We start from the raw sequence: 6,231 nt of genomic DNA, 5'->3' as shown, positions 1-6,231 counted from the left end.
TTCTGTCGTCTGGCTCATGGGAATACCCGAACCTCTCCGTTCCGCGGGTCAGCCCGCGTCGACCTGCGCCTGGATCTGCGTCAGCACGTCCTGCGCCGGCTGCGTCTGGATCTGACCGAACAGGGACTTGAAGGCACCGTCGGCGGCCGACCACTTCGGGTTCGTCGACGGGTAGAACTGCGCGTCGGGCAGCACGTCGAGGAAGGGCTTGAGCGCCTCCTCGCCGGAGAGCTGCTCGGCACCGGACTTGGTGACGGGGAGGAAGCCCTCGGCCTGCACCCACGGCACGTACACGTCGGGCGAGTAGTAGTAGTCGAAGAACTTCGTGATCGCCTCCTGCTTGTCGCCGTCGTTCTCGAAGGCCATCAGCTGGTCCATGACGCCGAGCGTGAAGGGCGAGCCGTCCTTCGTGGGGATCGGCACGATGGAGTAGTCGAGCTCCGGGTTGCTGTCCGCGATCTGGCCGACCGTCGGCGGGAGGCCCACCTGCATGCCGATCTTGCCCTGGATGAAGATGTCCATGAGTGGGGAGCGCTGCGTCGAGCCGGGGTCGGCCTGCGTCGCGCCCGCGTCGATCATCTTCTTGATCTGCTCGGCGCCGACGAGGTTCTCCGGGGTGTCGATCGTGATCTCGGAGGCGTCGCCGAACGAGCCGCCGCCGCCCCACAGCCACACGGCCGCCTCGGCCTGCGCCTCTTCGGAGCCGAGCGGCATGCCGTAGCCCGCGACGCCTCCGCCGAGCGCCGACACCTTGGTCGCGGCGTCGAGCAGCTCGTCCCAGTCGGTGGGCGCCTCGACGCCGGCCTGCTCCAGCAGGGCGTTGTTGACGAACAGCGCACGCGCCGAGGCGATCAGCGGGAGAGCGTACGCGGTGCCGTCGACCTCCGCGTTCTTGAGGAACGACTCCTGGAAGTCGGAGTACACCTCCTCGGAGACGACGTCCTCGACGGGGTAGAGCAGCTCGTCGCCGACGAACCCGGCGAACGGTCCGCCGTTGTAGATGTCGGGAGCCTCGCCGGCCTGGATCTTGGTGGAGACGACCTTCTCCAGGTTGTCCCAGGACTGCACCTCGAGCTTGACGGTGATGTCGGGGTTCTCCTTCTCGAACCCGTCGATCACGTCCTCCCACAGCCCCTTGGTCGCGTCGGAGTAGCTGGGGACGAGCAGGTCGAGTGTGGTCTTGCCTCCGGCATCCCCGCCGCTGTCGCCGCCCGAGCCGCCGAAGCCGCACGAGGCGAGCGAGAGCGTGGCGACCGCCGCGATGGCCGCGGTGCCGAATCGCAGTGACTTCTTCATGGATTGCATTCCTCACTGTGAGTGCCGCTCCCTCGAGCGGCGGTCCGCTCTCCGGAGAGGGTGTGGTGCACAGTCGCAGAACACAGCACGCGACAGTGCGTGGTGATCGGGCGCCGGGTGGCTGATCCGATCGGCCGAGCGAGGCTCGGGTGGAACTCGTACAGATTATTTGTCAGGCAAACAAACAAAATCAAGCACACGCCGGATCTTGCTCGTCAGTGGTGACATACTATGATCGAATTGCGGGGTAATAAATCACGAATACGCAACTCCTCCTCGGAAAGGGTCCTCTGATGACCGAATCACTGCCCGGCGCACACATGCGCGAAGAGCTCGCCTCGCAGCCGGAGATGTGGGCGCGCGCCGCCGAGCTGAGCGCCGAGCAGGCGCAGCTGCCGGCCCGCGGAGCCCGGGTCGCCGTCGTCGGCTGCGGCACCTCCTGGTTCATGGCGCAGTCGTACGCCGCTCTCCGCGAGTCCGCCGGTCACGGTGAGACCGACGCGTTCGCCGCCTCCGAGGCCTTCGTGGACCGCGACTACGACGCCGTCGTGGCGCTCACCCGCTCCGGCACCACGAGTGAGGTGCTCGATCTCGTCGAACGGGTGAAGGGCCGCATCCGCACCATCGGCGTCATCGGCGACCCCGACTCGCCCTTGGTCTCGCTCGCGGACGACGCGGTCCTGCTGCCCTTCGCCGACGAGAAGTCCGTCGTGCAGACCCGCTTCGCCACCACCGCCCTCGCCCTGTTCCGCGCCTCCCTCGGCGAAGACCTCAGCGCCGCGATCGCCGACGCCTCCGCCGTGCTCGCGGAACCCGCCGTCGACGAGGAGCTCCGCGACGCCGAGCAGTACACGTTCCTCGGCCGCGGCTGGACCATCGGCCTGGCGCACGAGGCCGCCCTCAAGCTCCGCGAGTCCTCCCAGTCGTGGACCGAGGCGTACCCCTCGATGGACTATCGACACGGTCCGATCGCGATCGCCGCCCCCGGCCGCGTGACCTGGCAGTTCGGCGACGCGCCGGACGGCCTCGCCGCCGAGATCGCCGCGACGGGTGCCCGCTTCGAGCACCGCGCGATCGACCCGCTCGCCGACCTCGTACGCCTGCACCGCACCGCGCTCGAGCGCGCTCTGGCCCGCGGCCTCGACCCCGACCAGCCGCGCAACCTGACGCGATCCGTCATCCTGGATGCATGACCCGAGCCACCACCGGAGCCGAGCGATGACCCCGAACGACGCGGCGGACGCGATCCCCGACGTCGAGCGGGATGCGGCGGGCGAAGCGCTCGCCGCCGTGCGATCGCTCGGCCCCGGGGCCCCCGTGCTCGCCTTCGACGTGGGCGGCACCGACATCAAGTCCGCGCTGTTCGATGCCGACGGCACGGCGCTCGGGCTCCGCCGCACCCCCACCCCCGCGGCCGACGGCGACCGCACGCCCGCGCTCCTGGATCGCCTGGAGGTGCTCGCGGGCGAACTGCGCGCCGCCCACCCGGAGGTCGTGCCGCAGGCCGTGGGCCTCGTCGTGCCCGGCATCGTCGACGCGGACGCGGGGGTCGGGGTGTTCGCCAGCAACATGGGCTGGCGGAGCGCACCCCTGCGCGACCTGGCCGGTGCGCGCCTCGGGCTGCCCGTCGCCTTCGACCACGACGTGCGAGCCGCGAGCTGGGCGGAGCATCGGCTCGGCGGCGCGAGGGCCTACGACGACGCCGTGATCCTGGTCATCGGCACCGGCATCGCCGGGGCGCTGCTGGTGGGCAGGCGGCCGTACACCGCGGGCGGCTACGCGGGTGAGATCGGGCACTCGCCCATCGCCGATGGACCCCTGTGCCCGTGCGGAGCCCGCGGGTGCCTGGAGGCCGTGGCCTCCGCCGGCGCCATCGCCCGCCGGTACCGCGACGCCACCGGGATCGCGCCGGACGGGGCCAAGGACGTCATCGCCAGGGCCGCGGCAGGGGACGAGGTCGCCGCGGGCATCTGGGACTCGGCGCTCGACGCGCTCACGATGTCGCTCGCGCAGCTCACCGCTGTGGTCGCGCCCGAAGCGGTCGTGATCGGCGGCGGGCTCTCCCGCGCGGGCGGGGCGCTCTTCGACGAGCTGCGCAGCCGTCTCGCCGCACGCCTGAGCTTCCACCGCCTCCCCGCGCTCGTCCCCGCAGAGCTCTCCGGGAACGCCGGGCTGATCGGGGCGGCCCTGCGGGCCAGGGAGCTGACGTGATCCTCACCGTCACCCCGAATCCGGCGCTCGACCTGACCTGGCGCGTCGAGCGGCTCGTCGAGGGCGGCACGCACCGCGTCGATACGGGTGCCGCGCGAGCCGGGGGCAAGGGTCTCAACGTGGCCAGGGTCGCGCACGCGGAGGGAGCAGCGGTGCTGGCCCTCACGACGGCGGGCGGCCGTGTCGGCGGCGAGTTCGCGGAGGAGCTCGCGGCCAGCGGCGTGCCGCACGTGCTGGTGCCCGTCGCGGCGGACACCCGCCGCAGCATCGCCCTCGTCGACGAGACACTGGGCGACACCACGATCCTCAACGAGCGCGGGGTCACCCCGGCCGACGTCGAGTGGGCGGCGCTGCTCGCCGAGGTCGTCGACAGGCTGCCCGGTGCGCGGGTGCTCGTGATCTCCGGCAGTGTGCCGCCCGGAACGCCGGAGTCGCTGCTGCCCATGCTCATCGCCGTCGGCCGCGACGCCGGGGTCCCGGTGATCGTGGACACCTCGGGTCCTGCCCTGCTGCGGGCCGCGGAGGCCGGGGCGACCGTGCTCAAGCCGAATGCGGCCGAGCTCGCGGAGGCCACGGGCGTCGACGACCCGGTCGACGGGGCGCGCGCCCTCCTGGGTCGCGGTGCCGAACTCGTGCTGCTGTCGCTGGGCGCGGAGGGCGTGCTCGCCGTGACCGCCGCGGACCTGGTGCACGCGCGTCTCGATCAGCCGCTCGCCGGGAACCCCACGGGCGCAGGCGACGCGGCCGTCGCGGCCTGCGCCGTGCTCTACACCGAGGGCGAGCGCGACCCCGAGCGGATCCTCCGCCGTGCGACCGCCTGGTCGGCGGCGGCCGTGCTCATGCCGCTCGCCGGCGACATCTCCCCCCGGTGGCCGGAGCTGGAACAGCAGCTCCGCATCACCCGCCCCGACCCCGCCTCGTTCCGGAAGGACCCCTCGTGACCCTCGTCTCCGCCCGGGAGCTCGTCTCCGCGGCCTCCGCCGCCGGCACCGGCATCGGCGCCTTCAACGTGATCCACCTCGAGACCGCCGAAGGCCTGGTGCGCGCGGCCGCGCTGGCCGAGCTGCCGGTGATCCTGCAGATCTCGCAGAACTGCGCGGACTACCACGGCGGCCTGGAGCCGATCGCCCTGGCCACCCTCGCGGTCGCCCGCCGCGCCGACACCCCGGTGGCCGTGCACCTCGACCACGCGGAGCGGCCGGAACTCGTCGCGGAGGCGGTCGACCTCGGGTTCGGCTCGGTGATGTTCGACGGCGGCGCGCTGCCCTACGACGAGAACGTCGCGCTGACGGCCGAGGTCGCCGCGCAGGCGCACCGTGCGGGCGTGTACGTGGAGGGCGAGCTGGGCGAGGTGGGCGGCAAGGACGGGGCGCACGCGCCCGGGGTGCGGACCGACCCCGGCGAGGCGCGGGCCTTCGTGGCCGCGACCGGGGTGGACGCGCTCGCCGTGGCGGTGGGCTCCTCGCACGCCATGACGGATCGCACGGCAGCGCTCGACCTCGACCTCATCGCCCGCCTGCGGGCCGCCCTGCGCGGAGCCGGGGCCGCGGGGGTCGACGTCCCGCTGGTGCTGCACGGGTCCTCGGGCGTGCCCGACGCCGTGATCGCGGAGGCCGTGCGGGCGGGCATGACCAAGATCAACGTCTCGACGCACCTGAACGGCTACTTCACGCGGGCCGTGCGGGCGGTGCTCGACGCCGATGAGCGGCTCGTCGACTCGCGCAAGTACCTGGCACCCGCTCGCGAAGCCCTGGCGCAGGAGGCGGCGCGCCTGCTCCGGCTGTTCGCGCTCCAGCCGGAGGCGGTGACCTCGTGAGGAGCGCGAGAGCGGGCGGAGACGGTGGCGCCGTGAGCGGCGCGAGGGCGGAGGGACGCGGCGGCGCCCGGAGCGGCGCGGGGGCGGCATTCGACGGGGTGCACGCGACGGGGTGGACGCGGTGAAGCGCGCGGCGCGCCTCAACGCGATCCTCGATCTCCTCGCCGCGAGCGGAGAGGTCACGGTGGAGGAGCTGGTGGACCGTTTCGAGGCCTCCCCTGCCACGACCCGCCGCGACCTGGACACCCTGGCCGCGCAGCGCCTGCTCACGCGCACGCACGGCGGCGCGGTGGCGCAGACCGTGGCCTACGAACTGCCGATCCGCTACAAGAGCCATCAGCGCACGCATGAGAAGGCCAGCATCGCCCAGGCGGCCGCGGCACTCGTGGCGCCGGGGATGGTGGTCGGGCTGTCGGGCGGCACCACGACGACCGCGATCGCCGCAGCGCTCGCCGCACGCGACGACCTGGCGGCCGACGGCGGGGTCACGGTGGTCACGAACGCGGTGAACATCGCGGCACAGCTGGCCACGCGGCCGGACATCAAGGTCGTCGTCACCGGCGGCGTGATCCACTCCCGCACGTATGAGCTGGTCGGGCCGTTCGTCGAGCAGCTGCTGCGCGGCGTCCGCCTCGACCTCGCCTTCATCGGCGTGAACGGCATGGATGCCGCAGCCGGGGCCACCACGCAGGACGAGCGGGAGGCCGCCGTCAACCGGATGATGGCCGAACGCGCCCGGCGAGCCGTGGTCGTGACCGACGGCAGCAAGCTCGGCGTCGAGTCCTTCGCGACGGTGGGCGGGCCCGACCTGTTCGCCATGGTCATCACCGACGACGGCGCCGCCGAAGCCTCGGTGCAATCTCTCCGCGACGCCGGCTACCAGGTCCTCATCGCCTGACCTCGGTATA

The 6,231-nt window shown here is 72.6% G+C and carries 6 protein-coding genes; 5 read left to right on the top strand and 1 reads right to left on the bottom strand.

Translation table 11 applies throughout. The annotated features are described in order from the left end of the window. Window positions 1-48 precede the first annotated feature (48 nt). Window positions 49-1,296 (bottom strand): extracellular solute-binding protein, encoded by a 1,248-nt coding sequence (locus M3C17_RS03915; RefSeq protein WP_259976335.1) that lies wholly within the window; start codon window positions 1,294-1,296, stop codon window positions 49-51. A 293-nt stretch (window positions 1,297-1,589) separates the two neighbouring features. Here M3C17_RS03915 and M3C17_RS03910 point away from each other — a divergent pair, with 293 nt between their 5' ends. From M3C17_RS03910 to M3C17_RS03890, 5 genes are all read left to right on the top strand, one after another. After that, the gene (locus M3C17_RS03910; protein WP_259976334.1) at window positions 1,590-2,489 is read left to right on the top strand and encodes an SIS domain-containing protein; all 900 of its coding nucleotides are present in this window, start codon (window positions 1,590-1,592) and stop codon (window positions 2,487-2,489) included. A gap of 25 nt (window positions 2,490-2,514) precedes the next feature. Further along, window positions 2,515-3,507 carry an ROK family protein gene (locus M3C17_RS03905; protein ID WP_259976333.1) on the top strand — a complete coding sequence of 331 codons (993 nt, stop codon included), beginning with the start codon at window positions 2,515-2,517 and terminating at the stop codon, window positions 3,505-3,507. After that, window positions 3,504-4,448 (top strand): 1-phosphofructokinase family hexose kinase, encoded by a 945-nt coding sequence (locus M3C17_RS03900; protein WP_259976332.1) that lies wholly within the window; start codon window positions 3,504-3,506, stop codon window positions 4,446-4,448. The genes M3C17_RS03905 and M3C17_RS03900 overlap by 4 nt, the downstream gene beginning before the upstream one ends. Then, window positions 4,445-5,323, top strand: coding sequence for a class II fructose-bisphosphate aldolase (locus M3C17_RS03895; RefSeq protein WP_259976331.1), 879 nt, complete (start codon window positions 4,445-4,447; stop codon window positions 5,321-5,323). Before M3C17_RS03900 ends, M3C17_RS03895 begins: the two co-directional genes overlap by 4 nt. A gap of 121 nt (window positions 5,324-5,444) precedes the next feature. After that, window positions 5,445-6,221 carry a DeoR/GlpR family DNA-binding transcription regulator gene (locus tag M3C17_RS03890; protein ID WP_259976336.1) on the top strand — a complete coding sequence of 259 codons (777 nt, stop codon included), beginning with the start codon at window positions 5,445-5,447 and terminating at the stop codon, window positions 6,219-6,221. Window positions 6,222-6,231 lie beyond the last annotated feature (10 nt).

The sequence above is a fragment of the Microbacterium sp. p3-SID336 genome (assembly GCF_025143365.1).
Lineage (GTDB): Bacteria > Actinomycetota > Actinomycetes > Actinomycetales > Microbacteriaceae > Microbacterium.
Note: the sequence above shows the minus strand (reverse complement) of the source record. Positions and strands in the feature narration are given on the sequence as shown.

Excerpts from the sequence above, each read along its gene's own strand:
- M3C17_RS03915 (WP_259976335.1), bottom strand. The coding sequence starts at position 1,296 with ATGAAGAAGTCACTGCGATTCGGCACCGCGGCCATCGCGGCGGTCGCC.
- M3C17_RS03910 (WP_259976334.1), top strand. The coding sequence starts at position 1,590 with ATGACCGAATCACTGCCCGGCGCACACATGCGCGAAGAGCTCGCCTCG.
- M3C17_RS03905 (WP_259976333.1), top strand. The coding sequence starts at position 2,515 with ATGACCCCGAACGACGCGGCGGACGCGATCCCCGACGTCGAGCGGGAT.